31 protein-coding genes and 7 pseudogenes are annotated in these 23,715 nt (G+C 45.5%); 25 read left to right on the top strand and 13 right to left on the bottom strand.

The genetic code is table 11. The features are described from left to right. The first annotated feature begins 581 nt into the window (after nt 1-581). The 15 genes from HFV01_RS24185 to HFV01_RS24120 all read left to right on the top strand — a co-directional run bounded on the left by HFV01_RS24185 (nt 582) and on the right by HFV01_RS24120 (nt 8,338). Entirely contained in the window at nt 582-1,451 is an 870-nt protein-coding gene (locus tag HFV01_RS24185) for a DUF5715 family protein (protein WP_006668001.1), read from the top strand. A 12-nt stretch (nt 1,452-1,463) separates the two neighbouring features. After that, nucleotides 1,464-3,035, top strand: a complete 1,572-nt coding sequence (locus tag HFV01_RS24180) for an asparagine synthetase B family protein (protein ID WP_006621781.1) — start codon at nt 1,464-1,466, stop codon at nt 3,033-3,035. 187 nt (nt 3,036-3,222) lie between these two features. Next, on the top strand, nt 3,223-3,345 hold the full coding sequence (locus tag HFV01_RS31220; RefSeq protein ID WP_318285920.1) for a hypothetical protein: 123 nt from the start codon (nt 3,223-3,225) through the stop codon (nt 3,343-3,345). Next, nucleotides 3,317-3,538 carry a hypothetical protein gene (locus tag HFV01_RS24175; protein WP_108615082.1) on the top strand — a complete coding sequence of 74 codons (222 nt, stop codon included), beginning with the start codon at nt 3,317-3,319 and terminating at the stop codon, nt 3,536-3,538. The genes HFV01_RS31220 and HFV01_RS24175 overlap by 29 nt, the downstream gene beginning before the upstream one ends. Continuing rightward, nucleotides 3,468-3,773, top strand: a complete 306-nt coding sequence (locus tag HFV01_RS24170) for a hypothetical protein (RefSeq protein ID WP_193520456.1) — start codon at nt 3,468-3,470, stop codon at nt 3,771-3,773. The genes HFV01_RS24175 and HFV01_RS24170 overlap by 71 nt, the downstream gene beginning before the upstream one ends. A gap of 5 nt (nt 3,774-3,778) precedes the next feature. After that, entirely contained in the window at nt 3,779-3,925 is a 147-nt protein-coding gene (locus tag HFV01_RS24165) for a hypothetical protein (protein ID WP_158536339.1), read from the top strand. A gap of 5 nt (nt 3,926-3,930) precedes the next feature. Beyond that, nucleotides 3,931-4,077 carry a hypothetical protein gene (locus tag HFV01_RS24160; RefSeq protein ID WP_158536339.1) on the top strand — a complete coding sequence of 49 codons (147 nt, stop codon included), beginning with the start codon at nt 3,931-3,933 and terminating at the stop codon, nt 4,075-4,077. A 5-nt stretch (nt 4,078-4,082) separates the two neighbouring features. Further along, a complete protein-coding gene (locus tag HFV01_RS24155) occupies nt 4,083-4,229 on the top strand; it encodes a hypothetical protein (protein WP_158536339.1) in 147 nt (48 codons plus the stop codon). A gap of 5 nt (nt 4,230-4,234) precedes the next feature. Further along, on the top strand, nt 4,235-4,381 hold the full coding sequence (locus HFV01_RS24150; RefSeq protein ID WP_158536339.1) for a hypothetical protein: 147 nt from the start codon (nt 4,235-4,237) through the stop codon (nt 4,379-4,381). 5 nt (nt 4,382-4,386) lie between these two features. Further along, nucleotides 4,387-4,623 carry a hypothetical protein gene (locus HFV01_RS31215; RefSeq protein ID WP_318285919.1) on the top strand — a complete coding sequence of 79 codons (237 nt, stop codon included), beginning with the start codon at nt 4,387-4,389 and terminating at the stop codon, nt 4,621-4,623. A gap of 88 nt (nt 4,624-4,711) precedes the next feature. Then, complete coding sequence (locus HFV01_RS24140; RefSeq protein ID WP_193520455.1) at nt 4,712-4,864, top strand: hypothetical protein; 153 nt, start codon at nt 4,712-4,714, stop codon at nt 4,862-4,864. Nucleotides 4,865-5,078: 214 nt separating this feature from the next. Next, nucleotides 5,079-6,548 carry a calcium-binding protein gene (locus HFV01_RS24135; protein ID WP_193520454.1) on the top strand — a complete coding sequence of 490 codons (1,470 nt, stop codon included), beginning with the start codon at nt 5,079-5,081 and terminating at the stop codon, nt 6,546-6,548. Nucleotides 6,549-6,810: 262 nt separating this feature from the next. Beyond that, nucleotides 6,811-7,215 carry a hypothetical protein gene (locus tag HFV01_RS24130; protein WP_111891575.1) on the top strand — a complete coding sequence of 135 codons (405 nt, stop codon included), beginning with the start codon at nt 6,811-6,813 and terminating at the stop codon, nt 7,213-7,215. A 44-nt stretch (nt 7,216-7,259) separates the two neighbouring features. After that, entirely contained in the window at nt 7,260-7,892 is a 633-nt protein-coding gene (locus HFV01_RS24125) for a hypothetical protein (RefSeq protein WP_193520453.1), read from the top strand. 5 nt (nt 7,893-7,897) lie between these two features. Continuing rightward, nucleotides 7,898-8,338 carry a hypothetical protein gene (locus HFV01_RS24120; protein ID WP_193520452.1) on the top strand — a complete coding sequence of 147 codons (441 nt, stop codon included), beginning with the start codon at nt 7,898-7,900 and terminating at the stop codon, nt 8,336-8,338. 17 nt (nt 8,339-8,355) lie between these two features. On the opposite strand, the gene HFV01_RS24115 is transcribed toward HFV01_RS24120, so the two are convergent. The 10 genes and pseudogenes from HFV01_RS24115 to HFV01_RS24070 all read right to left on the bottom strand — a co-directional run. After that, nucleotides 8,356-8,931, bottom strand: coding sequence for a hypothetical protein (locus HFV01_RS24115; RefSeq protein WP_193520451.1), 576 nt, complete (start codon nt 8,929-8,931; stop codon nt 8,356-8,358). 56 nt (nt 8,932-8,987) lie between these two features. Further along, nucleotides 8,988-9,605, bottom strand: coding sequence for a hypothetical protein (locus HFV01_RS24110; protein ID WP_193520450.1), 618 nt, complete (start codon nt 9,603-9,605; stop codon nt 8,988-8,990). Between the two features lie 12 nt (nt 9,606-9,617). Then, on the bottom strand, nt 9,618-10,289 hold the full coding sequence (locus HFV01_RS24105; RefSeq protein ID WP_146743266.1) for a hypothetical protein: 672 nt from the start codon (nt 10,287-10,289) through the stop codon (nt 9,618-9,620). Nucleotides 10,290-10,539: 250 nt separating this feature from the next. Further along, the gene (locus HFV01_RS24100; protein ID WP_146743265.1) at nt 10,540-11,193 is read right to left on the bottom strand and encodes a hypothetical protein; all 654 of its coding nucleotides are present in this window, start codon (nt 11,191-11,193) and stop codon (nt 10,540-10,542) included. 51 nt (nt 11,194-11,244) lie between these two features. Next, entirely contained in the window at nt 11,245-11,889 is a 645-nt protein-coding gene (locus tag HFV01_RS24095) for a lysozyme inhibitor LprI family protein (RefSeq protein WP_111891613.1), read from the bottom strand. Between the two features lie 41 nt (nt 11,890-11,930). Beyond that, complete coding sequence (locus HFV01_RS24090; RefSeq protein ID WP_111891559.1) at nt 11,931-12,272, bottom strand: hypothetical protein; 342 nt, start codon at nt 12,270-12,272, stop codon at nt 11,931-11,933. A gap of 276 nt (nt 12,273-12,548) precedes the next feature. Continuing rightward, nucleotides 12,549-12,893, bottom strand: a complete 345-nt coding sequence (locus tag HFV01_RS24085; RefSeq protein ID WP_193520449.1) for a ParB/RepB/Spo0J family partition protein — start codon at nt 12,891-12,893, stop codon at nt 12,549-12,551. A 3-nt stretch (nt 12,894-12,896) separates the two neighbouring features. Further along, nucleotides 12,897-13,430, bottom strand: coding sequence for a ParB/RepB/Spo0J family partition protein (locus tag HFV01_RS24080; RefSeq protein WP_006667995.1), 534 nt, complete (start codon nt 13,428-13,430; stop codon nt 12,897-12,899). Between the two features lie 448 nt (nt 13,431-13,878). Then, a complete protein-coding gene (locus HFV01_RS24075; RefSeq protein ID WP_193520448.1) occupies nt 13,879-14,754 on the bottom strand; it encodes an IS630-like element ISAtsp1 family transposase in 876 nt (291 codons plus the stop codon). A gap of 34 nt (nt 14,755-14,788) precedes the next feature. After that, nucleotides 14,789-16,096: pseudogene (locus tag HFV01_RS24070) on the bottom strand (IS1634-like element ISAtsp2 family transposase); the annotation flags it as partial. An 84-nt stretch (nt 16,097-16,180) separates the two neighbouring features. Here HFV01_RS24070 and HFV01_RS24065 point away from each other — a divergent pair. The 3 genes and pseudogenes from HFV01_RS24065 to HFV01_RS24055 form a co-directional block, all read left to right on the top strand. Further along, nucleotides 16,181-16,702 (top strand): annotated as a pseudogene (locus HFV01_RS24065) (IS630 family transposase); the annotation flags it as partial. A 180-nt stretch (nt 16,703-16,882) separates the two neighbouring features. Then, nucleotides 16,883-17,149 carry a hypothetical protein gene (locus HFV01_RS24060; protein WP_006667976.1) on the top strand — a complete coding sequence of 89 codons (267 nt, stop codon included), beginning with the start codon at nt 16,883-16,885 and terminating at the stop codon, nt 17,147-17,149. Then, the gene (locus tag HFV01_RS24055) at nt 17,139-17,630 is read left to right on the top strand and encodes a hypothetical protein (protein ID WP_228116462.1); all 492 of its coding nucleotides are present in this window, start codon (nt 17,139-17,141) and stop codon (nt 17,628-17,630) included. The genes HFV01_RS24060 and HFV01_RS24055 overlap by 11 nt, the downstream gene beginning before the upstream one ends. A 129-nt stretch (nt 17,631-17,759) precedes the next feature. Here the strand turns inward: HFV01_RS24055 and HFV01_RS31210 are convergent, their stop codons facing one another. Next, nucleotides 17,760-17,885 (bottom strand): hypothetical protein, encoded by a 126-nt coding sequence (locus tag HFV01_RS31210; RefSeq protein ID WP_006667974.1) that lies wholly within the window; start codon nt 17,883-17,885, stop codon nt 17,760-17,762. 14 nt (nt 17,886-17,899) lie between these two features. Between HFV01_RS31210 and HFV01_RS24050 the strand changes: the two genes are divergently transcribed. The 4 genes and pseudogenes from HFV01_RS24050 to HFV01_RS24035 all read left to right on the top strand — a co-directional run. Then, nucleotides 17,900-18,145 (top strand): hypothetical protein, encoded by a 246-nt coding sequence (locus HFV01_RS24050; protein ID WP_006667973.1) that lies wholly within the window; start codon nt 17,900-17,902, stop codon nt 18,143-18,145. 27 nt (nt 18,146-18,172) lie between these two features. Then, complete coding sequence (locus HFV01_RS24045) at nt 18,173-18,919, top strand: hypothetical protein (protein ID WP_006667972.1); 747 nt, start codon at nt 18,173-18,175, stop codon at nt 18,917-18,919. 211 nt (nt 18,920-19,130) lie between these two features. Continuing rightward, nucleotides 19,131-19,295 (top strand): annotated as a pseudogene (locus tag HFV01_RS24040) (IS630 transposase-related protein); the annotation flags it as partial. Between the two features lie 67 nt (nt 19,296-19,362). Beyond that, nucleotides 19,363-19,893 (top strand): annotated as a pseudogene (locus HFV01_RS24035) (IS630 transposase-related protein); the annotation flags it as partial. Between the two features lie 20 nt (nt 19,894-19,913). Here HFV01_RS24035 and HFV01_RS24030 read toward each other — a convergent pair. Then, nucleotides 19,914-20,790 (bottom strand): IS630-like element ISAtsp1 family transposase gene (locus HFV01_RS24030; RefSeq protein ID WP_006668645.1). Its coding sequence is split into 2 segments (ribosomal slippage): nt 19,914-20,459 and nt 20,461-20,790, totalling 876 coding nucleotides; the frame shifts between segments, so codons are not numbered across the junction. A gap of 57 nt (nt 20,791-20,847) precedes the next feature. Here HFV01_RS24030 and HFV01_RS24025 point away from each other — a divergent pair. From HFV01_RS24025 to HFV01_RS24015, 3 genes and pseudogenes are all read left to right on the top strand, one after another. Continuing rightward, nucleotides 20,848-21,195, top strand: a pseudogene (locus tag HFV01_RS24025) (transposase); the annotation flags it as partial. 87 nt (nt 21,196-21,282) lie between these two features. Continuing rightward, on the top strand, nt 21,283-22,158 hold the full coding sequence (locus HFV01_RS24020; protein ID WP_006667970.1) for an IS630 family transposase: 876 nt from the start codon (nt 21,283-21,285) through the stop codon (nt 22,156-22,158). A gap of 17 nt (nt 22,159-22,175) precedes the next feature. Beyond that, a pseudogene (locus HFV01_RS24015) lies at nt 22,176-22,499 on the top strand (group II intron reverse transcriptase/maturase); the annotation flags it as partial. On the opposite strand, the pseudogene HFV01_RS24010 reads toward HFV01_RS24015, so the two are convergent. Continuing rightward, a pseudogene (locus HFV01_RS24010) lies at nt 22,495-23,564 on the bottom strand (IS4-like element ISAtsp3 family transposase). The pseudogenes HFV01_RS24015 and HFV01_RS24010 sit on opposite strands and share 5 nt — an antisense overlap. Nucleotides 23,565-23,715 lie beyond the last annotated feature (151 nt).

Below are 23,715 nucleotides of genomic sequence, written 5' to 3'. Positions count from 1 at the left end.
ATAGGTTGGGTGGAGGTCACGAAACCCAACGCCACTATCTCTCAGTTATGTTGGGTTTCACGGAGTTTCACCCAACCTACATGGCTAAAATTATTAATTATTAATTATTAATTGTTAATTATTATAGGTTGGGTGAAGGTACGAAACCCAACGCCAGCATCTGTAAATGATGTTGGGTTTCACTGCGTTTCACCCAACCTACATAGATCACTACTGGAGATTATAGCGCGAAAGAATAGATCTTATTGATTGGGAGGTGGTGAACATCATCGTGTCTTGAATGAGGATAGATTTTTCATCCGCCAAAACCGACAGCCCCAGTTTATACCCGTGTCTGTGGTAAGCTAGTCAAAAATTAGGCATAATAAGGCGTTAATTTTTGCTGCTCCAAAAAAGTAGATTATGGCAGATTATGTATGTATGATCGAAAAAATGAAAATTCGTCTAGTGTGGCATTGAGTAGCTTAATCGATTGACAGCGGCCAAAATAACGTGCTATATCTGGAAATGATATATGTTCCCGATCCCATAAACTCCTAACTGCTGTGAACTCAAAATTTTATGCCCCCAACTTGGAGAAGATGTCGGCCCAGATATCCCCGACAGACTGCTATAATTACCGCCAGCGAGTCCGGGAATTTCGCGATCGCCTCCAGTCCGTATCTTCCCAGCAAGAGTTACTGATCATTTCCCGCAAATTTATGACTGTAGAACGGGAAGATTATGGCATAATTGGTGATCTAGAAGTCGAAAATTTCCAGTGGGATTTGCAAGAACTATCCCGGCTGTTTCCCGAAAACTACACTAATCCTGATCGGCTCAGAGTTTGCATTAATATTCTTTTGCAACAACAAGTAGAACTGCGTTGGTATGCAGACTTTCCTAGGTATCTAAACTCTGGCTCCCTGGAAACAGACCCCCAACTCTATGACTTGACCAGATCTCCCTCCTGTTATCTCCTGAAATTTTCCTTTACACCCCTGCGAGAGGGGGGAATGTATCGTTTGATAAATGGCATTCAAAGGCGAATGCGAGTATGGCGAAATCACCCGGCGGGGGGAACTGTGGGAATGAAAGTGACCGAGTGTAAGTTGGAGATGATCGCGCTGTTGAACCAAATTTGCGATCGGGTGGAGGGGGAAGTCGGGAAATCAATTTACCTGCAAATTAATAGTATAATTAGAACATTAGAACATCAAAAACATTTGGCGAGTCTAGGGTACTGGGCCTCGCCGAGGACTACCCACAGCACCGGATATGCTGCCGACATCGAACGGGAATGGTATTATCGCAACGATCGCCAATTATTTGACGCGATCGAGCAAGTGTTAGAAGATTACCAAAGTAGGTCAGTTTTGAATGTGATTAACGAACAACAAGTTTGGCATATTTGCCTCAACCCTAAGTGGATAAAATATTATCAAAATAGTCTCGATACTTACCAACAATAATTAGAAACTACCATGTGTGGAATAGCCGTCATTTTTGGAGAACAAGCAGACCGCAAAAAAGCCGAACTGAGCAGGATGCTAGAGACCATGAAATCTCGGGGAGAGGTGACAGAAACTTTCTTTCATCCCCAAGTAGCAGCGGGAACTAGACGACTGAAAATTGTTGATCGCGAAGCATCTAAACAACCGATTTTTAACGCCACAGGGGACAAGCTGATTGTCTTCAATGGGGAAATTTTCAATTTTGCCGCCTTGCGTTCGGAACTGCAAGATAAATATACCTTCCAAACTAATGGTGATACGGAAACGATTTTATATGCCTTTGAAGAGTACGGGGAAAATTGTCTGAATTTATTTGAAGGTCAATTCACTTTTGCTATCATAGATTTAAGCAAAAATCAAGTATTTTTTGCCCGCGATCCGGTGGGAATTATTCCTCTGTACTACGTCCGCGATCGCGATTTCCTGTATCTCGCCTCCACCATCAAAGCCCTGACCTTCCTGAACCGACCCATTCAAGTTTTATCTCCCGGCTGCTTGGAATGGAGCGATCGCCCAGAACTGCCCTATTTCCGACCGCAATTTAAACCCTCACCCCCCCAGCTTTCCGAGTTTTTACCCCAACTGAAAACCACCATTACTTCTGCGATCCGATCAAGAACCCAAACCGACCTTCCGCTGGGGGTAATTTACAGTGGCGGATTAGACAGTTCCATCGTTTTGAGTCAGGCTATCCAAAATCATCCCCAAGTCACCGCTTTTACGGTCGGTTGCGAGGGCAGTGAGGACGTGGATATTTCCCGCCGATTCTGTAGGGAACGCGGCATCAAACAGGTAGTGATTTCTCTCCATCCCAAAGATATTAGTTTGGAGGAAATTAAGGTGGCTATTCGCGAGTCAGAATTAACCGAATATGGCGATATTATTAATGCGGTAATCAGCCTGCAATTATTCCGAAAAATTAGGGAATATGGCATCAAAGTTGTCCTGGCTGGAGATGGAAGTGACGAATTGTTTGGAGGCTATGAAATGTATAGTTTAGACCTAAGCGAACCGGAACGACAAAATCTGTTTTTTTACAAGTTAATGAACCTGCACCGCACCGAGCTACAGCGGGTAGATCGATGCAGTATGGCTTGGGGCGTGGAAACTCGCGTCCCGTTTTTGGCAACACCGGTTATCGACCTGGCATTGAACACCCCCCAAGCCTGGAAAATTAAGGACGGAATTGAAAAGTGGTGTTTGCGACAAGCGTTTCAAGACGAACTCCCCGAGTACATCATCAAGCGCCGCAAAAATCCCCTCTCTCACTCCAGTGGACTTCACGAATGGGTGAGACGATATAAATGGTTTTTCCGCGAGAATTACGATCGCCAAGGCTACAGACTCCACGACCACCTGAAAAAAGATTTTTCCGCCATTTTGAGGGAGAATAACTATCAGATTGATCGCGCCATCGCCGCCACCCAATTTTCCCCAGATTACAGTCGCCTTGAATTGCTCCTGGAGGGGGTAAAAGCATCCCTGAGAACGGGATTATTTCAATGGCGATCGCTCCTCACAAATAGCCAGATAAAATCTTAGCACAAATCCCTAACCGCTGGTTTCTGAATGCCGGGTATTTCCAGCATATAAGTTGAATCAGTGTTGGGGATAAATCAAGCGATCGCCCAATTTGAGTAGGTTGGGTGGAGGTACGAAACCCAACGCCACCATCTCTCAGTGTGAAAAAATGAGGCGATCGCCTTTTTCCCCCATTTGAGTAGGTTGGGTGGAGGTCACGAAACCCAACGCCAGCATCTCTCAGTGCGAAAAAATGAGGCGATCGCCCAATTTGAGTAGCCACCATCTCTCAGTGCGAAAAAATGAAGCGATCGCCTTTTCCCCCATTTGAGCGAAAAAATGAAGCGATCGCCTTTTTCCCCAATTTGAGTAGGTTGGGTGGAGGTACGAAACCCAACGCCAGCATCTCTCGGTCCGAAAAAATGAGGCGATCGCCCAATTTGAGTAGGTTGGGTGGAGGTCACGAAACCCAACGCCACCATCTCTCAGTGCGAAAAAATGAGGCGATCGCCCAATTTGAGTAGGTTGGGTGGAGGTACGAAACCCAACGCCAGCATCTCTCGGTCCGAAAAAATGAGGCGATCGCCCAATTTGAGTAGGTTGGGTGGAGGTCACGAAACCCAACGCCACCATCTCTCAGTGCGAAAAAATGAGGCGATCGCCTTTTTCCCCCATTTGAGTAGGTTGGGTGGAGGTCACGAAACCCAACGCCACCATCTCTCAGTGCGAAAAAATGAGGCGATCGCCCAATTTGAGTAGGTTGGGTGGAGGTCACGAAACCCAACGCCACCATCTCTCAGTGCGAAAAAATGAGGCGATCGCCCAATTTGAGTAGGTTGGGTGGAGGTCACGAAACCCAACGCCACCATCTCTCAGTGCGAAAAAATGAGGCGATCGCCCAATTTGAGTAGGTTGGGTGGAGGTCACGAAACCCAACGCCACCATCTCTCAGTGCGAAAAAATGAGGCGATCGCCCAATTTGAGTAGGTTGGGTGGAGGTCACGAAACCCAACGCCACCATCTCTCAGTGCGAAAAAATGAGGCGATCGCCCAATTTGAGTAGGTTGGGTGGAGGTCACGAAACCCAACGCCACCATCTCTCAGTGCGAAAAAATGAGGCGATCGCCCAATTTGAGTAGGTTGGGTGGAGGTCACGAAACCCAACGCCACCATCTCTCAGTGCGAAAAAATGAGGCGATCGCCCAATTTGAGTAGGTTGGGTGGAGGTCACGAAACCCAACGCCACCATCTCTCAGTGCGAAAAAATGAGGCGATCGCCCAATTTGAGTAGGTTGGGTGGAGGTCACGAAACCCAACGCCACCATCTCTCAGTGCGAAAAAATGAGGCGATCGCCCAATTTGAGTAGGTTGGGTGGAGGTCACGAAACCCAACGCCACCATCTCTCAGTGCGAAAAAATGAGGCGATCGCCCAATTTGAGTAGGTTGGGTGGAGGTCACGAAACCCAACGCCACCATCTCTCAGTGCGAAAAAATGAAGCGATCGCCTTTTTCCCCCATTTGAGTAGGTTGGGTGGAGGTCACGAAACCCAACGCCACCATCTCTCAGTGCGAAAAAATGAAGCGATCGCCTTTTCCCAATTTGAGTAGGTTGGGTGGAGGTACGAAACCCAACACCACCATCTCTCAGTGCGAAAAAATGAGGCGATCGCCTTTTTCCCCCATTTGAGTAGGTTGGGTGGAGGTCACGAAACCCAACGCCAGCATCTCTCAGTGCGAAAAAATGAGGCGATCGCCTTTTCCCAATTTGAGTAGGTTGGGTGGAGGTACGAAACCCAACACCACCATCTCTCAGTGCGAAAAAATGAGGCGATCGCCTTTTTCCCGATAATTTCTGCGAGTGTGGTTTGGGAAAGCAGGTGAACACCCAAAGTGAACGGGTGTGCTGTTTGGGAGGTGTGTTTTGGGAGGCGATCGCTTCTGGGGAATAGTATCAATGAGGCGGTTTGATACATTGTGCTTCACAATAATTCACAGTAGACTTGACCAATCAAAATTCATGAGTCACACTAAGTAAATTCTCGAATCGTTAAGGACCGAGTATTATGCTTTCCGATATTATTACTGAGAATGGACTAGACTTGGGTATCGCTACACCCGGCAACGATTTTATCATCGTGTCTCAGCTTGCAGCAGAACAACTAGCTCATTTCAGCGCTTCACCTTTCCAGAATGCGATCGCACTTCTGGAAGGAGACGATTATCTTGTTAACGACAATGACGCAAAGATTATTTACGGAAACCAAGGTAATGACACCATTATTGGCGGGAACGGTAATGATACCATCTTTGGTGGTCAAGATAATGATTTGCTAGAAGCTGGTAATGGTAACAATATCCTATTTGGCAATTTTGGTAATGACACCCTGATTGGAGGACCTGGAAACGATAGCCTGTATGGTGGCGCGGGTAATGATGTGATTATCGGAGGTCCTGGAAACAGCATTATTTCTGGTGACAAAGGATTAGACACCTTAACTGGTGGTGGCGGCGCAAACCAGTTTATCCTACAATCCTCGGGTGCTGACCGGGATATAATTACCGACTTCCAGCCCGGTATCGATAAATTGCGTCTTCCTACAGGTCTTACCTTTAATGATTTAGAGGTTCGAGGTGCTGGTGCTAATACGGAGATTGTCCGCAGTGGTGAAGTTGTGGCAGTTTTGAATGGGGTTATGTCTTCTTCTATCAACAGCAATGATTTTATCACTGCTGGACAAGAAACACCGCCTCTACCTCCTATACCAATGCCACCAATTTCAGTTGAACCAGGTGATACACCAGGAACTGCTGGGGATCTGGGAGTATTTAGTGGAACTCAGACTTTCCGAGATTTTGTGGGAACTACTGATTCTAATGATTATTACCGCTTTACACTCAATCAAGTTCATGATGTTGAACTGACATTATTTGGCATGGACCAAAATGCAGATCTTGAGTTGTATATTGGCGACCCAAAACCAGATGGATCCGTTGAAATTGGCGATCTAATTACCTGGTCGGATAACTTTGGAACGACGGATGATTCTATCACTCGTTCATTGGGTGCGGGTACTTATTTTGTTCGAGTGTTTCCACAAGCAAATAGGAATGTAGATACACGGTATAGCTTAACTTTTGAAGCCACTCCAACCGGAATTGTTGATCAAGCAGGAAATACAGCTTCTGCAGCCTTGGATCTAGGAATTTTAGAAGGAGAACGTAACTTTCAAGATTTTGTGGGAACAGCTGACCGTAATGATTACTATCGTTTCACTCTAGCTGGAGTTCGTGATTTCAATTTGGATCTTTTTGGAATGCGTCAGAATGCAGACGTTGAGTTATATGTCGGTCAACAAAAGTTGGATGGTTCTTGGGAGTTAGGCGATCGAATTACCAGGTCGGATAACTTTGGAACGACGGATGATTCTATCACTCGTTCATTGGGTGCGGGTACTTATTTTGTTCGAGTGTTTCCACAAGCAAATAGGAATGTAGATACACGGTATAGTTTAAGGCTCAATGCTACTCCCTAAGCTGTATTCCTGACATATTCAAGAGGATAGGGGTCTCAACATTTCATGGATTCCGGGATGTTGAGACCCATCCTAACTCGCATCACTGCCAATTTAGCTATTTCCCTTGACGATCATCTTATCTTGAGGAGCAGATATTCAGGTTAAAAAAATGTAGGTTGTCTGAAGTAATTTAAGTAAACCGTGTTTTTTGCAGAATTACTGAGTCACAGGAAACTCTTTCTTAGGTCTGTTTTTTGACGGTTACTCTACCTTGACTATCATGAAACTCAACTCCTTGCTTATCTCGTTGCCCATCTTCTCTTTAGTCATAGGTCATCTTCCCGCCCTAGCCGGACGATTAGAACCGACAAGGGGAGAGTGCTTATTTTTTAGGAATGGACGACTTGAAGAACGCCAACGTTGTACCTATTCCGGTCATTCCTGGGCTGGCGGTGGTGGCACAGTCCTAGAATGGGAAGATGGTGTCAGGACGGCGATTAACTTTGGCGTACAGGGACGGGGAGAGCGTCCTTGTCCAGAGGTTGGTGTTGATGGAGTCTGTGGAGAATGGGGTTTTCGAGATGCGGCTACGTTGGCTCCACTTGACCGGCGGCGAGCTGAAAGTAATGGAATTCCAACATTCCGATGTGTCAATGTCAATAATAACTCAGTCTGTTGGCGTTAAAATCGGTCAAGATGACTCCGGTTATTGAGTTAGAGTAAATTGCTATGAGATATTACTTAAAAATTCCTACAATCCTCTCGCTGATGAGCCTCAGTCTCCTCGTCGTGACCCCGGTACAGGCTCAACGTTCGGATCCGTGTTCCAATGAGAACCAAGAGCAGCCATCCCAAGCTCGTCGTGAAATCACGAACCGGGAATATGGTTTGCGATTTGAGATTCCTGCCAACTACAGGACTGAACTTCGGCGTGAGACGCGCTCCCCTCAGCAGTTATATATTTTTGTTCGGAATCCAACTGATGTGGCGTTTCTTGACTGTGCAATTCGTAATCGGATGAGGGGAGCAGGACACCAAGTTTCTGATGTCATAGTTAGTATTGGGCTGCGTCCTAGACGTATCCGTGATGTCCAGGATATTTTCCGGGGACTTCAATCATATATGGCTCGTACTCAAGGGGAGATTGTCGATGCGAGTTTTAGTCAGATTGCTGGAGAAGATGCGGTTATTTATACAGTACAAACAATTTATCCTGAGCGCTATCGATATGCCAAGCTAATTCATCCGAATGTACAATATATAATTACTATTTCGACCGGAGACTACGGGTACGAAATCGATCCGATTAACTTAGAAGTCATGGATATTATTATGTCTTCATTGAGGATTGACTCTAACTAATTACCATGAAACCTTACATCGAGCTTAAAACTTCGTTGCTTTGCAGTTTCATCAGTCTGGCCGGACTGGCTATGGCTACGATCGCGATCGCCCAAACCCCAAGCCGTGACAGCGAACCCTTCGTTTTCGGATGCGGTACAGGATGCCGCGTTAGAGCCGTCCGCATTAGTGAAGTTGAGACCATTCGTCTCAGGGATGGTAGCCTAGCCAATACGGCTCTATTTGAGTTTCAGCAATTTCGCGACTATGACACACCGCAAGCCTATGTGGCGTTTTCTGGAACCTCTCGCCATTTCGCTATCTGTTCGACTCGGCGCGTGGGAGCGAATAGTGGAGAGGACTATGTTCCCAATCCTGACTGGTGGGTGCAACTTCGGGGCGATCGCGATGACTATGCGACGGTATCCGGGGGAAGCGTACATTATTTTGACCGATTATGTCCATAAACGTCCTATGAATCCATTTAATTCCCCAGGGTTTCTTCAATGGCTGAATTGGCGATATCAATGACCGTCTCTTTATCGACTTTCAATTGAATTCCATATAAGACCCCGTCATACACCCAGTAAAGAATTGAAATTCGACGAGGATGAGCAAAATAGTAACCCGTAATTCCTCGCGATAAAGGGACTTGTTTGAAACGATCATCGGTCGGAGGACTCTCACCTCGGGTGGCGGATAAGAGACCCGTAAAACAAGCCGTTTCTCCTCGGCATTGTGGATGAGTGCCTAGACTAATTCTGTAGCCATTTGCGTCTCCTTGACCATTCACATAAATACGCGGTCCTGGTATGGTTAACTCTCTGGGCAAAAATATTCTGACATTAGTTTCTCGCCGGAGTTGCGGTAATAAGGCGCGAATTTCTGCTATCTGAGCTAAACTTACTGAACTCCTAAGAATTAGAAGACTAAGGTTCATCAAGATGACTATAGAAAGTTTTAATCCCCAAATCGCTGGCCTACTCCAAAGGGGTGAACTAGGTCGGGACAAACTAATACCCACTGGAGTTGCGATAATTTTCTGAAATAAATTTTTCATGATATCAATTCTATGGTTATCAAGTTTTACAAAATTATTGAGAGCGCGATAACTTCCTAAAAAAAAGATAAGGTGGACAGGATAAGTTTTTGGATTTCTAAATCAACTGCATCAACATCACCGGTCCCTAGTTGCCAAGCGCGAATGCGGATCAGGTGCTGTCCATTCGGATGCAAAATGTAAGCATAGCGGTTTGTTTCAGGAAACCTTGACCTATTCCCTCCAAACTTTTCACTTACAATAATTACCTCCTGATTGTGAATGGTAATTCGTTCCAAAACAGTCTGTTCATTATTATGATTTGCTCTTGAGTTTACATAGGTTAGTAAATCATCCGAATCAACCATATTTCCAGGCAAATCTGAAATTAGAATAAATACATTTGTTGCTACATAACGAGAGTTACCGGACCGACCATGTTCATCTATGCAGGCTTCAAATGCCACATCTCCTGGATTTTTAATTTCAATAATTAAGTGGTGATCATGGCGATTTAATGAAGCCTGATAATTTATCGGAATCTCAAATCGTAAACGGTATTCTTGATTGACAATTTGTCGTGTTTCTGAAGCGGGCTGTATTTGTCTAGGACTACATTCATTAGCAACTACAGGAAGAGATAAAAGTGATAAAGAAAGCCCAATGAACGTTGAAGTAAAAATTTTATAAAACATCAGATTATAGATTTACAACTCAAACTCAGGATACTGGATATTAAATCCTCCCGTATGGATTACAACTCCATTAACTGTAGAGTTTTGCTGAACATTTTGACAGTTCTCATAGCGTCTTAAAGATTCTAAATAATTAGAACTGTTTACAGAATTTAAGTTGACCATACTACTTGATATTCCCAAACTAGAATTGTAGGAGCAAAGGTAGTAAAATGCACCATAATTGGGTGTAAAAATTTTACCTGGGACAACCAAAATATCTCGCCATCCTGATGTTTGACTAGGTAAAACAACCAAAGAAACTTGATGAAAAAAAACGTGAATTAGTTCATAGTTATTTTGGTTGAATTGAAATAGCAAAGTATGAACCCCACCGGATCCAGCAGCAAATGAGCTATTCACTTTAACAAAGGCTTCATTCCGTCCATCATTGTTGAGGTCAAATTCTGCATAGGAGTAAGTAATTGTCGAGTTGGAACCCTCAAGAAACTGCTGAAAACGCTCTCGAATTGCTCTATGAAGATCTGAATTAAACTGCTCGGAGAACTCGAGGTAAGAAACTTGTCCTCTGCGGATTCCACCCACTGCCTGAATGGCATGATCAAAAGCTGTTTTCCCAGCTAGTAAATTGGTGGCGTTAGCTGTTCGCGCCCATCCTAACTCCCAACTCATGAAAAGTGCCATAAGTAATCCTAAACTTAGGCTGATCCCAGACTTTAGAAACCTAAATAAGGTTAGCATGATTTGAACATTCCTTTTATAAAATAGAAAAATTTTCAGATGTTGTAACAGTCAATTTGTTTACACGAAACCTTGATTTTATAAGAAGTTCCTGTATGGAGTCGCACTACCTTATTTTTTTCTTGGAAGCGAATAAATGGCTAACTGTTAGTACAATCTGACTTATGGTTTACTCCTCCTAGTTTTGAAAGGCTTAACGACAGAATTGGCTGGAACCATAGCATTTTTTGCGACTTGTTCTCAAGAGATTAGCTTGTTCTGCATCAGCAGGAATGATGCCAGAGCTAATCAGTTGAAAATGCTCCAGACTATAGCGGTTCAAAAAATCTCGGATATACATTCGCTCATTTTCACCTCTTGTAGTGATAGTCATTGCATCTTGAGTGATAAGCTGTTCACATAGCCATCCATTTCCTTGCTCAGAGCGATTCGGTTGAAACTGGCAATTTTTTCCTAAAACAGCAATTGGAACTTGTGTTCTGTTAACTGTTGAACCCACATTATAATGAAAGCCAAAAAAGCCACTTAAAAATGTTGAATCACAAGCTCTCTCTTCACAAGCTATACTTGATTCAAGAATCCAATGTGCTGTGTCATCGGTATTTAAGCAAATCATTGAAAACGATCCTGAAGTATGCGACATATTAGAATTACCCAAAATGATTTCAAAAGCTCCATCGGTCTGACATTCATAAAGACTATTGGATGTAATCAACCTCGCAATAGGCCCAATCGAACCAGCATGGGTCGTTTGTTGTAGTAGCCATATAGTCCCTACTAAAGAGAGTTTTAATAATATAATTGTTTTGAACATATTATAGTTGGCTTTAATGGCGATTAATATCAATAATTTTGATAAAATCAGGTAATTTTATTCATTAATTAAAATTCGCAAAATCTAAAAATTTTTAGACAGGGATTCATGCCTTTCTTGAGACATTCTCGTTAAACACAAATTTTGACCACCAGAGGCAAAGGTTCCTTCAAATTGGCAGTTTAGATTACGAAAATTTAACCAAGAACTTTGAGATCTCTGTAAATTGGTTCTAGCTTCTCCTGAAAGGTGATTCATGGATCCTTGATAAATCCTATTAATTGCTCGTTCACTCTGTCCAAGGTTATTCGCATTTAAAGGCTTAGGTAACTGACTTTGAATATAGTGATTAAAATCGTTAGTGCGATTTTGTGTTAATAAGGTTAGGCAACTGTAAACAATGACTGGAGACATTGATCCGCCACCTCCGCCACGAGTAGTAGACGACACAAATGAACAATGATTATCTCGAAATTGAATCCAGGACAATTGAGCTTGAACTAACTTTTGTCTGCGGTCAGCAGAAATCATAGAAGTTAATCTTTGATAGGTAGAATTAAGTTGAGCATCTGCATTTCTATATCTTTCTATAGCACAAGCATTAAGATCAGCTTGAGTATTCATTCCCTCGCAACGAGACTGCGCTTTAACTTGAGAATTTGCCTCGATAAATCCCAACCAAGTCCCCGTACAAATTAAAGCACCGAATAGATAACATTTGTTTAACATTGAATTAACTATCCTAGATTTTTACGACTTAGAACCAGTAATTATCTTTCCATCGCTTCCCTCAATCGATTTCTCCACAATGCCGTACCATCATTATCGTAGCCTGTAGCAATAACAACCCATTCTTGTGAGCCACAACGAATATCGATCGCATAATTATCAAGTAAACCCGACACATAGCGACCTTCCCTATTTCTTCTGACATTTCTCAACCCTTCTTGTCGCATAACCCGAGCGGCTTTATCCAAGCACCCATCAATACTCATTTGATGAGAGCGAAAAGACCATCTCAATGCTGGGGGTCTACCCCAGGCTGATGCGGTTGGTAGCAATAAACTAATGCTCACCGTAGTTGCCACAATTTTATGAACTAAAGTTTTCATGATTTATACATCCCTATAATCAAATATATATGTCCTCCCGCCAAGTTGTAACTTGGTTATTTTTGGTTAATTTTGCTTGGAAAAATCAACCCTATATTATGTCATCTGCTTTTCTCTCCTCCCTACCATAAACTCTGTTACCAAAAATACTGAACTATTCTGTTCATGTTGAACAATTGTGTCGATGAATCTAGCGTTGATTTCTGTGAGTCTGATTTTAACTTTTTCCTACCTACTACTTTTATACCGTATGGGAAAATAAATCCTCAAAAATTTTCAATTTTCTTCATAAAGCAGTAACTTCAACCGTTTCAGCAGTCCCTCAATTTCAGAACGTTTTTGAGGGGATAGACTAGCCTTTGAACGTCGGAATTGTTTGGCCAGGTCGGAGATCTCAGTTTCCAATTGGTCTGGCAGTTCTGATACTTTCGTTTCCTTCACCAATTTCTGCACCTGTCTCAGGGTCAATTTTTGACCGATCGCCTTTTCCAGTAGCGCCAACCTTTCCTCCTCGGACTTTAACTTGGCTATTTCCTTCGCTTTGGTGTAATCAATATCGCCCTCACCCAGAGCTTTCAGAATTTCCGGTGGCAGTTTCAACAGTGGTAATTGATTGCTCACGAATCAATCCCACGACATTCGACCCAGAGAGTCAAATGTGGATTTGACAATTTCGGCTTCCGATGTACCCATAGCGCTATGGGTAGTTACTTTTTTCTTAGCGTCGTTTTTCATTCGGTGCAGTAGCGATCGCACCTTTTCCACTGAGTCATTTAAGTTGATAGCCAACAGCCGCAAAATCGCCTCGGTTTCTTCAATCGGGTTCAAATCCTCCCGCTGGATATTCTCAGTCAAAGCGCACTGCAAAGCCTCAGCATCGCTCATCTCCTTAACTTGAGCCGGTACCGTCTCAAGTCCCACAATTTGAGCCGCTCGATAGCGACGCTCCCCCGCTACCAACTCATACTTATCCCCCCCAATGGGACGCACAATCAAATCTTGCTGGATGCCACTGCTTTTAATACTGGCAGCCAGTTTATTGATGCCTTGCTCACTAAAATACTTTCTCGGTTGCACTTTCGAGATCACGATTTGCTTGATGGGAATTTGACGACGATCGCCAAATGTTCGGATTTGATAGTTTGGTAGAGTTTTCATCGGTCCTTTGGTAGTGCAGTGGTTTTCGGGTTTCCCTAAAATAGTTATCGGCTCGGATCGAGAAATTTATGCAATTTAGCACCCGGGTTTCCAGTCACTCTCCCCTTCCCACGCATCCAGCACAAATGGCTAGATGAGCGATCGCCTTTTCCCCAAGTTGAGTAGGTTGGGTGGAGGTACGAAACCCAACGCCACCATCTCTTAGTATGGCCTTTTTCCCCCAATTTGAGTAGGTTGGGTGGAGGTCACGAAACCCAACGCCACCATCTCTCAGTGTGAAAAAATGAAGCGATCGCCCAATTTGAGTAGGTTGGGTGGAGGTACGAAACCCAACGCCAGCATCTGTAAATGATGTTGGGTTTCACTGCGTTTCACCCAACCTACATGGCTAAAATTATTAATTATTAATTATTAATTGTTAATTATTATATAGCATTAGTCAAGGTGGTTAGGACGCAGCTTTGAGAACGGAATCCATGGCATCATGGAGAGAATCAAACTGCTCAATGCAGTGGCGAATACGGGCTTTCAGCCACGACCAACATTTCTCTATCTTGTTGAGGTCTGGCGAATAAGGTGGTAGATAGAGTAAACGGCATTGAGCTGCCTCCACCAGTTCAGCAATCCGTCCCCCTTTATGAAACGTTGCATTGTCCAATACTAGAGTCTGACCTGGCTTCAATGTTGGAATTAAGATGAACTCCAACCACAACTCAAACACTGTCCGATGACAACAACCCTCAAAGCTAAAGGGAGCTAAGAGTTGTTGATGACACCATGCGGCTATCATACTTACCCTGCCCTGCCTCTTCCCTGATTTGAGTGCATGGAAGCGTTTTCCTTCCTCGCAGTAACCATAAGGGTAATCCGAGTCCTGACTATTCATGGCGGCTTCATCGAGGTAGACCACTTCTTCCGGCTCCATCTGTTCAATCTGAGCCATAAACTCCTCTCGCTGTTGCTTCCAACGTTCTTGGTAGCCGTAAGTTTTTTTTCTGGTGAAGCCAATTTTCTTCAAGGCTCTGGATATGGTGCGAGGAGAGATGTCGTCATCCCAAAGTTCAGCCATTTGAGCGGAGGTTTTGTGGCCATGCTCTTGGGCAAAAGCCTTGAATTTTTGCCAGTCGGTAATTTTGTGGTTATTGCCAGGTCGGTGATGAGGTTTAGGGAGGAAGTCTCCGGTCTGTGCTTTTCTTTGCAGCCAGAGATTAATGGTGTTCCTGCTGACATGGAAAACTTGACTGGCTTCTGTTTTGGGCATACCGTCTAGTTCAATGGCATCAATAACTTTTTGTCTGAGGTCGTAACTATAGGGGGCTGGCATTTTGGGTCTTCTTAGTCATCTCGTCCTCTCCATTATACGTCCTAAGTGTTCTGTCTTGTGCTATATATTCGCTCAAGCAGGTCTGAGCCGGCCAGAGGGATTGCTCCAGTTGATTGGTGGCTAGAATAAAGCGACTACGCTGACGGCTAAAGCGGTCTTCCGCCGTGGCGGTCTGCTGTAACGTGGCCTGGAGCCGATAGCCCTGAACTGGGGTGGGTTCGGCGGATTTGGCGGGACGACCGGGGGGTCGCTTGGCCCGCACCGTCTCCAGGGAGACCTGAGTGAGCTGATGCACCTCGAGTCCATCTTGAAACTGCATCAAGGCCTCGAGGGCATCGGGTTTGCAAGCAAAGACCCGCTGGGTCAGCTTTTTCAATTGGCGGTTGAGGCGGTGTTCGAGCTTCTCTAATTCGGGTTGCCAGAGGTCGGCATTGGCTTTGCGGGTTTGGCTTTCGACGAGGCGCCAGCGCTGGCGCACTCCGGCATAGGTCTGCTCAATCTCCCACATCCGGTAATCCTTGGAGTTGCAGGGGACTTCAGTCAGTCGGGTGACATCGCTGTGCACCAGCTCTTGAGCCGCTTTTAGGGTCAGCGGCACCCGTGATAGCCACCCCGTGGTCTCCATCTGCTGCAGATTGGCTGCTGTGTAAAAGGCGGCATCCATCACAACGATACCGTCGCTAGTCCATTGGTCACCAAACGCCTTGAGCACCTCTGCAAACTGCTGAGTGTCCTGTTCATTGCCACTGGCCAACTGCAACCATAGCGGCACGCCACCGTCGGCGGCACAGACTAGAGTCATCAAAAACTGTTTCAAATCTGGACGATGGTCTCGGGAATAGCCTCGACACAGCCGAATTGGGCTGGGTTCTGCTGATGTCTCACCGGGGGGAGCTGACTCAAGTCCTACCTCGGATTTCCCCTTCGAGCACCGCTGATACTTCCCTTCTACTGAGATCGAGGTGGCATCGAGATGACGCTGTTGAATATCAATTCCAAATCGTTCCACAGCCTGGAGCGCCACCTGGAGAAAAAATGATGTCGTCCCTTCTGCGTAGAGTTCATCCAACACTCGACCTAAGCGGTCGTCATTCAAGTGACGAGCCTCTACCCCTTCCCCGAGCAGATGAGACACCGCTTTACTCTCAAAAAACTCGCTGAATAAATACAACGGTGCACTGAGAAAGCCTAGGGCGTTCAAAATCATGGCTTTAACCACTTGTCCGGCACTCACATGCTCCAAGCTATGAGGTTCAATCCGCTTATCCGTCAACTCGACCAGGCCAAGTTCGTCAATCACTCCAGCCACTAAACCCAGATGGTCTAAATTTTTAATCTGCATCGCCAGAGCCTACCGCTCGAAGGAACCCTTTCTAGCCTAGACTAGCACCATATCTTTTATTCCCTGTCAACCTGCGGAATGTAGGTTAGAGATGTGGCTCCTGAAAAGCTTGTGTTTATTGATGAAAGTGGGTTATGGGTAGGGATGAGCAGACCGTTAGCCAGAGCGACGAAAGGGAAAAAAGTCTATGAACTGCGGAAATCCTATCGAGGTCAAAAAATGACAATAATTGGTGCAATTAAGCTCTCCGGAGTGGTGGCGACTCAAACATTAGAAGGGTCCATGAAAAAAGAGGATTTTCTCCAATTAATCAAGTTAGATTTATTGCCAAAATTAAAAAAAGGAGATGTAGTGGTAATGGATAACTGAAATTCTCATCATCGAGAAGAAGTCAAAGAAATGATAGAGTCAGTAGGAGCCAGGGTAGAATATCTGCCGGTGTATTCCCCTGAGTTTAACCCGATAGAGATGATGTGGTCACAGCTCAAAAGTTTAGTGTGCAAGTTCAGGACGGAGACCATGGAATTATTAGTGAGATTGGTAGAAGTGGCGGTAAGCCTTGTGGATTTACAGTGTTTGAATAACTGGTTTACCAAGTGTTGTTAATGTGCTTAATGATTGAGATAAAGGCTGTATCGCCGCCAGCATTGAAGATTACGCCGAGAGGATTAATGTTCGCCTTGATGGTTTTTCGAGGGAAAAGCCAGAACATCTAGCCGAAGTGATTGGTTATCTACAACTAATCAAAGACCTAACCACTCAAGGATTAAAGGAGGCTAAAAAATTGTGACCAATGACCGCGACCATCTGGACGAACAATTGAGGCGACTGCCAGGGTTTAAGGAAGAAATCTTAGATATCAGCTACATGGTGAGGAAACTTTACTATGACATCGACCAGATTTTTAGCTACTGCTTTAGCGACAAACTCACTAAACCTTACGCCCAAAAGCAATTTCTCAACAAACTAGAGAAATTTGTTACCAACACCCAGGAAGCCGGAAAACTCATTCCCCAACTCATTGAAAAAATTGGAGGCTCTGATGATGAATAGCACAAACCAGCGAAACCCACAAACCCAATACACCAAACAGCTAAAAGAGGAAGTCTTAAAGTCCATTGAAAATATTAGCGTACAGGTTTCCTCTCTGTGGTTAAAAGCCCAAGTCCAGAATCCCAACGAACCCTTAACCAGGGAAAACATCAGCAACTACTTGGAACAGTTAGCACGGGCTGTGAAAGTAGAAGCCAACAACTACAGCGAGAATCTTACCGACAATGAGGATAAACATTCCCCTTCCTCATGGGTCCACTTAGTAGTCAATGTAAACTCGCTTATGGACTGTTTAGTTCACACTAAAGCAAAGATTGAGAACACCATTATCAATTTAACAGTTATCGATTTTGCGTCTAACACTTCCTTAATCAATGAGCCGGAGGCTTACGCAAAACACCTTGAATACTGCCATGGCCGAATTTATGTAGCTTTGGAGGATGCACTCGCTGAATTAGAAGATCTAGATTTCACCGCCTGATGAGTCCTGACCGGTAAAGGACGAAACTTCCTCCCGCCGCTGGGGGGAAGTCGCGGATAACCGGGTGATTCCCTCCGCATTGATGACTAGCCCCCCACCTGGAAACGGGAGGGAAACCTCCCCAAGTTTTTACTGGGGGCAGAAGTCAGCAATCATTTCTAGCTGGGTTCCAACCCCAGCAGTCGAAGCGAGTTTACTCCCCCGGATAGAATGGGCGAAAGCCGTAACAGCTTCTTGGGAGTGATTTTCCACCATACTTAACAGGAAAAATGAATAGTTTAATAGTAGGCCTTGACGTTAGTTCGTCGTGGTGCGATGCCGTGTGGCTGGAATCCATGCCAACCGGTGCCGTGCGGGATTTTTTCGACTCCCCAGCATTTGCTGAGTGTCACCGAAAACTGGAAGCGAACGCGAAGTCTATCCAGTTTCTGGTGTCTTTGGAGCCGTCTGTCGTGGTATTAGAGCCGACCGGAACTTATAGCAAATTCTGGATTGACTCTCTCCATCGGGAATGAATCCCAGTCTTGAAAGCGGATCAAACCATGATTAAAGACAGTCGGAAAAGCTATGGGGGAACTTCCAACAAATCTGACCCCTATGATGCCCTCATCATGGTGATTACTTACTTTCAGCACTACCAAACCAATTACGATCGCCGGTATTGGGTACGGGAGCGGCCGCCAGCGGTTGCCAAAATTGAGCAATGCCTGAGAGATATTCAGTCCTTTACCAAGCGCCGCACTCAAGTCATAAACCAAGCCAAGTCGCGGCTGGTCTATGAATTTCCCGCCAAGGCTAAAGTTAAACCACTGAAAGAAGCTGGGAGGCTAGATCCGGGCAAACTGCCAGCTTGGTGGGGTTGGGCTTGTGGCTGGACTTCCCAAGGTAGTTGGGAAATTCCCAAAGGGGTTAAAACCAAGTTTGACAATGAATATGCGAAAGCGATCGCGGCGGGTGAAGGAACTGGCATTAGTGTAGTGACTGCCCGACTAGCCCAACAGATTTGTATGTGGCATCAGTCGGAGGCGATGGTAGAGCAGGAGATGTTAGGCTACCTAAACCTTCCAGAGTTTGATTGTTACCACCGGGTGTTTGATAAGTTCGGTTTTGGTTCCCGCGAACGAGGCTGGCTGCTCACTCGGATCGTACCCTTTGATGAGATGTTTAAATGCCTTCCCAAGTCTAAAGCCATGCGACGATTCCGGCAGTTGTGCGGGTTGGGGGCTACTCAAGTGCAATCTGGGCAGGCTGACACTCGTAGCAGTTTTACCGGAAGTAAAGAGGCGTGATCGACCTGGCATCAGTTTGTTGTCCGGGCAATCGAGAGGGGGACCCATCGCGAACAGAAACCGGGTGGGGGTGCGATCGCGACAACCCCCTACGATTGCCTACCAAAATCCCCAGAGGCTCAGTCTGTTAGAGTGTACTGGGTTACTATAGCACCAGACAGGAAAGTTAGGACGTATAATGGAGAGGACGAGATGACTAAGAAGACCCAAAATGCCAGCCCCCTATAGTTACGACCTCAGACAAAAAGTTATTAATGCAATTGAACTAGACGGTATGCCCAAAACATAAGCCAGTCAACTTTTCCATGTCAGCCGGAACACCATTAATCTCTGGCTGCCAAGAAAAGCACAGACCGGAGACTTCCTCCCTCAACCTATAGCACCAGACAGGAAAGTTAGGACGTATAATGGAGAGGACGAGATGACTAAGAAGACCAAAAAGGCCAGCCCCCTATAGTTACGACCTCAGACAAAAAGTTATTGATGCAATTGAACTAGACGGTATGCCCAAAACAGAAGCCAGTCAAGTTTTCCATGTCAGCCGGAACACCATTAATCTCTGGCTGCCAAGAAAAGCACAGACCGGAGACTTCCTCCCTAAACCTCATCACCCACCTGGCAATAACCACAAAATTACCGACTGGCATAAATTCAAAGCTTTTGCCCAAGAGCATGGCGATCAAACCTCCGCTCAAATGGCTGAACTTTGGGATGACGACATCTCTCCTCGCACCATATCCAGAGCCTTGAAGAAAATTGGCTTCACCAGAAAAAAAACTTACGGCTACCAAGAACGTGATGAGCAACAGCGAGAGGAGTTTATTGCTCAGATTGAACAGATGGAGCCGGAAGGGTTGGTTTACCTCGATGAAGCTGGCATGAATAGTCAAGACTCCGATTACCCTTATGGTTACTGCCAGGAAGGACAACGCTTCCATGCCCTCAAATCAGGGAAGAGGCAGGGCAGGGTGAGCTATAGCATTAGTCAAGGTGGTTAGGACGCAGCTTTGAGAACGGAATCCATGGCATCATGGAGAGAATCAAACTGCTCAATGCAGTGGCGAATACGGGCTTTCAGCCACGACCAACATTTCTCTATCTTGTTGAGGTCTGGCGAATAAGGTGGTAGATAGAGTAAACGGCATTGAGCTGCCTCCACCAGTTCAGCAATCCGTCCCCCTTTATGAAACGTTGCATTGTCCAATACTAGAGTCTGACCTGGCTTCAATGTTGGAATTAAGATGAACTCCAACCACAACTCAAACACTGTCCGATTACAACAACCCTCAAAGCTAAAGGGAGCTAAGAGTTGTTGATGACACCATGCGGCTATCATACTTACCCTGCCCTGCCTCTTCCCTGATTTGAGTGCATGGAAGCGTTTTCCTTCCTCGCAGTAACCATAAGGGTAATCCGAGTCCTGACTATTCATGGCGGCTTCATCGAGGTAGACCACTTCTTCCGGCTCCATCTGTTCAATCTGAGCCATAAACTCCTCTCGCTGTTGCTCATCACGTTCTTGGTAGCCGTAAGTTTTTTTTTCTGGTGAAGCCAATTTTCTTCAAGGCTCTGGATATGGTGCGAGGAGAGATGTCGTCATCCCAAAGTTCAGCCATTTGAGCTGCTGTTTTGTCGCCATGCTCTTGGGCAAAAGCCTTGAATTTTTGCCAGTCGGTAATTTTGTGGTTATTGCCAGGTCGGTGATGAGGTTTAGGGAGGAAGTCTCCGGTCTGTGCTTTTCTTTGCAGCCAGAGATTAATGGTGTTCCTGCTGACATGGAAAACTTGACTGGCTTCTGTTTTGGGCATACCGTCTAGTTCAATGGCATCAATAACTTTTTGTCTGAGGTCGTAACTATAGGGGGCTGGCATTTTTGGTCTTCTTAGTCATCTCGTCCTCTCCATTATACGTCCTAAGTGTTCTGTCTTGTGCTATATATGGCCCCATGGTGTGATCAACAACTCTTAGCTCCCTTTACCTTTGAGGGTTGTTGTAATCGGACAGTGTTTGAGCTGTGGTTGGAGTTCATCTTAATTCCAACATTGAAGCCAGGTCAGACTCTAGTATTGGACAATGCAACGTTTCATAAAGGGGGGCGGATTGCTGAACCGGTGGAGGCGGCTCAATGCCGTTTACTCTATCTTCCGCCTTATTCGCCAGGCCTCAACAAGATAGAGAAATGTTGGTCGTGGTTGAAAGCCCGCATTCGCCATTGTATTGAGCAGTTTTATTCTCTCCATGATGCCATGGATTCTGTTCTCAAGGCTGCGTCCTAACCGTATTGACTAGTGCTATATCTATAGCACAAGACAGAACACTTAGGACGTATAATGGAGAGGACGAGATGACTAAGAAGACCAAAAATGCCAGCCCCCTATAGTTACGACCTCAGACAAAAAGTTATTGATGCCATTGAACTAGACGGTATGCCCAAAACAGAAGCCAGTCAAGTTTTCCATGTCAGCAGGAACACCATTAATCTCTGGCTGCAAAGAAAAGCACAGACCGGAGACTTCCTCCCTAAACCTCATCACCGACCTGGCAATAACCACAAAATTACCGACTGGCAGAAATTCAAGGCTTTTGCCCAAGAGCATGGCCACAAAACCTCCGCTCAAATGGCTGAACTTTGGGATGACGACATCTCTCCTCGCACCATATCCAGAGCCTTGAAGAAAATTGGCTTCACCAGAAAAAAAACTTACGGCTACCAAGAACGTTGGAAGCAACAGCGAGAGGAGTTTATGGCTCAGATTGAACAGATGGAGCCGGAAGAAGTGGTCTACCTCGATGAAGCCGCCATGAATAGTCAGGACTCGGATTACCCTTATGGTTACTGCGAGGAAGGAAAACGCTTCCATGCACTCAAATCAGGGAAGAGGCAGGGCAGGGTAAGTATGATAGCCGCATGGTGTCATCAACAACTCTTAGCTCCCTTTAGCTTTGAGGGTTGTTGTAATCGGACAGTGTTTGAGTTGTGGTTGGAGTTCATCTTAATTCCAACATTGAAGCCAGGTCAGACTCTAGTATTGGACAATGCAACGTTTCATAAAGGGGGGCGGATTGCTGAACTGGTGGAGGCAGCTCAATGCCGTTTACTCTATCTACCACCTTATTCGCCAGACCTCAACAAGATAGAGAAATGTTGGTCGTGGCTGAAAGCCCGTATTCGCCACTGCATTGAGCAGTTTGATTCTCTCCATGATGCCATGGATTCCGTTCTCAAAGCTGCGTCCTAACCACCTTGACTAATGCTATAATATCACCATCACTAGAAATCATTGAACAGTGCAAAACTGCAATTTCCGAATGGCTAAAACCTGTAGGATTAGAGATTAAACCTGGAAAGACTCGAATCTGTCATACACTCAATTCCATTGAGTATAATGGCAAAACTGAAGAACCAGGGTTGGATTTTCTCGGATTCAATATCAGGCAATACCCAGCAGGAAAATATAAATCTGGAAAAATAGGTGGGACAACAAACCGATTAATCGGTCATAAAACTCACATCAAACCCAGTAACAAAGCAGTCAAAGCCCACACAGAACTGATAAAAGGTGTAATTAAACAACCTAAGTACAGGACAAAAGTTGTAGAGCCTGGTGAAACCGCCCTGAAAACAAAGGCAGATTAGAGAAAGTGCGGCGTAGAAAATCCAAGCCAGTGCGGAAAAGACTCTGGGAGCGTCGTCCGTGAGCCTTCAAAGGAATGGGTGAACCTTGGTGAATCCACAAACCCACCTTCATAGCCCAAGTAAAAGCCAGGCTAAGCAAAGCCAATAAACGGCTCAAGCGCTCAGGGTCCTTAAAGTGAGTCGATTCGAGACAGAAGCCCCGAGTCTTCAAGGCTCCGAAGAGGTTTTCAATACCCCAACGCCGAGCATAGTCGGGGAGGGCCGTTTCGGGGCAAGCGTTAGTGATGAGAATCAACAACTCCCCCGAATCAGCCAGACGAGAGCCAATGACGTAAACCTGCCGTCCCCAAACCCAACGGCGACCCGAAAGCTGGCGAAATTCTCCGGGTCGCAGAGAATCAAACATTCGTTCATGCTACGCCGAGTTCCTCCTAACTTAGGACTAATCAGCTCGCTGTGGCGGATGCGTAGGCGGAAAGGAACCTCGGGGTCGATGAGAAGATACGAGAGCCAATCTCGCCCCACAAATTCCCGGTCAGCGGTCAGACAAGCCACCTCCACGTCAGGAAATAGTGCCTCGAAGCGGTCGAATAAGTCCATGCGTTCGCCACTGTTGCTATTGCCCTTTTTGTCAAGCATCGTCCACAGCAGGGGAAAGGCAATCCCCTCGTGGACGACTGCCAACATCAAGATGTTGAAATGGGTTTGACCGAAAGACCAACAGGTGCGGTCGAGACTAAGAGTCCAAGGTTGGGGAATGTCAATGAGGCTAACGACGAAACGGGCAATCTCTGCCCGGTCAAATTTGAATTCCCGAAAAAAACGTTGTAATCGCTGGTAATTTGAGGAAATTTGCACAGGATTTGCGAATACAGTCGCTATTTCCATCAGATTAACCGTCTTTGTTTGGAATAGCGCCATCAGGAACAGGCAGACAAAGTTTAATCTCGCCCCGTGCCAGGGCAAGTGAGGGCGCAAAGTGTCTCGTAATCGGTTAAGCTCGTTCATGAGAGGGAAGTTTGGTTTGTGGTAATTCCGATGTAACCCTCTCACCCCAACTTGGCGCTACCCCCCACCCCTCGACTTTCACCTCAGCCCGGAGCGCCCCCTTCAGAATTTTCGGCTAGATTCCCTTTTGGCTAAGACTTTCAGCTTTTTT

This window comes from Limnospira fusiformis SAG 85.79 (genome assembly GCF_012516315.1).
Lineage (GTDB): Bacteria > Cyanobacteriota > Cyanobacteriia > Cyanobacteriales > Microcoleaceae > Limnospira > Limnospira fusiformis.
This window is presented reverse-complemented; position numbering and strand designations above follow the sequence as displayed.

Bases quoted from the DNA above. Each gene is read 5' to 3' on its own strand.
- HFV01_RS24095 (WP_111891613.1), bottom strand. From the start codon at position 11,889: ATGTTAAACAAATGTTATCTATTCGGTGCTTTAATTTGTACGGGGACT.
- HFV01_RS24050 (WP_006667973.1), top strand. From the start codon at position 17,900: ATGAATAGTTTAATAGTAGGCCTTGACGTTAGTTCGTCGTGGTGCGAT.
- HFV01_RS24110 (WP_193520450.1), bottom strand. From the start codon at position 9,605: ATGTTTTATAAAATTTTTACTTCAACGTTCATTGGGCTTTCTTTATCA.
- HFV01_RS31210 (WP_006667974.1), bottom strand. From the start codon at position 17,885: ATGGTGGAAAATCACTCCCAAGAAGCTGTTACGGCTTTCGCCCATTCT.
- HFV01_RS24045 (WP_006667972.1), top strand. From the start codon at position 18,173: ATGATTAAAGACAGTCGGAAAAGCTATGGGGGAACTTCCAACAAATCT.
- HFV01_RS24080 (WP_006667995.1), bottom strand. From the start codon at position 13,430: ATGAAAACTCTACCAAACTATCAAATCCGAACATTTGGCGATCGTCGT.
- HFV01_RS24175 (WP_108615082.1), top strand. From the start codon at position 3,317: ATGAAGCGATCGCCTTTTCCCCCATTTGAGCGAAAAAATGAAGCGATC.
- HFV01_RS24135 (WP_193520454.1), top strand. From the start codon at position 5,079: ATGCTTTCCGATATTATTACTGAGAATGGACTAGACTTGGGTATCGCT.
- HFV01_RS24115 (WP_193520451.1), bottom strand. From the start codon at position 8,931: ATGAAAAATTTATTTCAGAAAATTATCGCAACTCCAGTGGGTATTAGT.
- HFV01_RS24020 (WP_006667970.1), top strand. From the start codon at position 21,283: ATGCCAGCCCCCTATAGTTACGACCTCAGACAAAAAGTTATTGATGCC.
- HFV01_RS24180 (WP_006621781.1), top strand. From the start codon at position 1,464: ATGTGTGGAATAGCCGTCATTTTTGGAGAACAAGCAGACCGCAAAAAA.
- HFV01_RS24090 (WP_111891559.1), bottom strand. From the start codon at position 12,272: ATGAAAACTTTAGTTCATAAAATTGTGGCAACTACGGTGAGCATTAGT.
- HFV01_RS24125 (WP_193520453.1), top strand. From the start codon at position 7,260: ATGAGATATTACTTAAAAATTCCTACAATCCTCTCGCTGATGAGCCTC.
- HFV01_RS24130 (WP_111891575.1), top strand. From the start codon at position 6,811: ATGAAACTCAACTCCTTGCTTATCTCGTTGCCCATCTTCTCTTTAGTC.
- HFV01_RS24055 (WP_228116462.1), top strand. From the start codon at position 17,139: ATGATGAATAGCACAAACCAGCGAAACCCACAAACCCAATACACCAAA.
- HFV01_RS24185 (WP_006668001.1), top strand. From the start codon at position 582: ATGTCGGCCCAGATATCCCCGACAGACTGCTATAATTACCGCCAGCGA.
- HFV01_RS24120 (WP_193520452.1), top strand. From the start codon at position 7,898: ATGAAACCTTACATCGAGCTTAAAACTTCGTTGCTTTGCAGTTTCATC.
- HFV01_RS24075 (WP_193520448.1), bottom strand. From the start codon at position 14,754: ATGCCAGCCCCCTATAGTTACGACCTCAGACAAAAAGTTATTGATGCC.
- HFV01_RS24105 (WP_146743266.1), bottom strand. From the start codon at position 10,289: ATGGCACTTTTCATGAGTTGGGAGTTAGGATGGGCGCGAACAGCTAAC.